This window comes from Oleiphilus sp. HI0061, assembly GCF_001635675.1.
In genome coordinates, this window is record NZ_LWFE01001442.1 from 1 (window position 1) to 875 (window position 875).

General features: G+C 38.5%; 1 protein-coding gene. It reads left to right on the forward strand.

The features are described from left to right. The first annotated feature begins 336 nt into the window (after positions 1–336). Positions 337–579, forward strand: a complete 243-nt coding sequence (locus A3735_RS22725) for a YdcH family protein (protein ID WP_068513965.1) — start codon at positions 337–339, stop codon at positions 577–579. The last annotated feature ends 296 nt before the right edge of the window (positions 580–875 follow it).

The following is an 875-nucleotide window of genomic DNA, read 5'->3' on the forward strand; positions in this document are numbered from 1 at the left end:
TTCTTTTTAGCATATTCTTTCCTGATTTGGTTTTAGTCTTTCCATAGTGCTTATGCTTTTTGGAAGAACTATTCATAAACAATGACTTCAGTGTATAGGCTGTTCTTAGGTTTGAGTAATGGGTATAGGCGGATTTGACTAGATTTCACGACTTGCTTACAAGTCTTTACCTGATGTATAGAAAACTCACGTTTAGGCCTGATCTAGGCTGACAATAGAAAGATTTTCAAGATACCTAATTGTTTGACCTAGATCATCTCGTTTGGACTAAGGCTCATATAAAGTGGAGTTATGAAAAGATGATAAAAAACAATCCCTCTAAGGAGATATATATCTATGTTAGAAAAGCACGATCTAGTTCATGAGTTGCCAGAGCATAAAGAGACTATTCATAACCTCAAGATGAGTGATAATCACTTTGCTCGTTTATTTGATGAGTATCATGATAAGGATCATGAAGTACACAGAATTGAGACTGGTGCAGAAAACACCTCTGACGAGTACCTTGAAAAGTGTAAGAAAGAGCGCCTTAAGCTAAAGGACGATTTGCTTGCGATTATCAAGAAAACAACAGCATAATATTTAGCTTAGTTTGTTATCAAGCCCGGTTACTTAATCGGGCTTTTTTAGTTTAGCGTTGGCAGATATATTCGAACCCTTGCCTGTCGTGATTAGCTCAGGCTGATAGCAATAGGGTCCTCGCTAAGGGGCGGTAAATAGTCAAGACGGGTCTTGTTTGTTGAGAAATAACTGAATGATTTGATGTGCTGCAGAGTAGGGGGTTACACTATTTTCCTGCACAGCTGAGCGGAGCTTAGGTAGTGCTGATTGAACTGGAGGGTGACTTTTAAGCTCCTGTTCCAACATATCTTTTA

What these genes read in the sequence shown, in the direction of transcription:
- A3735_RS22725 (WP_068513965.1), top strand. Translation starts at nt 337, where the DNA reads ATGTTAGAAAAGCACGATCTAGTTCATGAGTTGCCAGAGCATAAAGAG.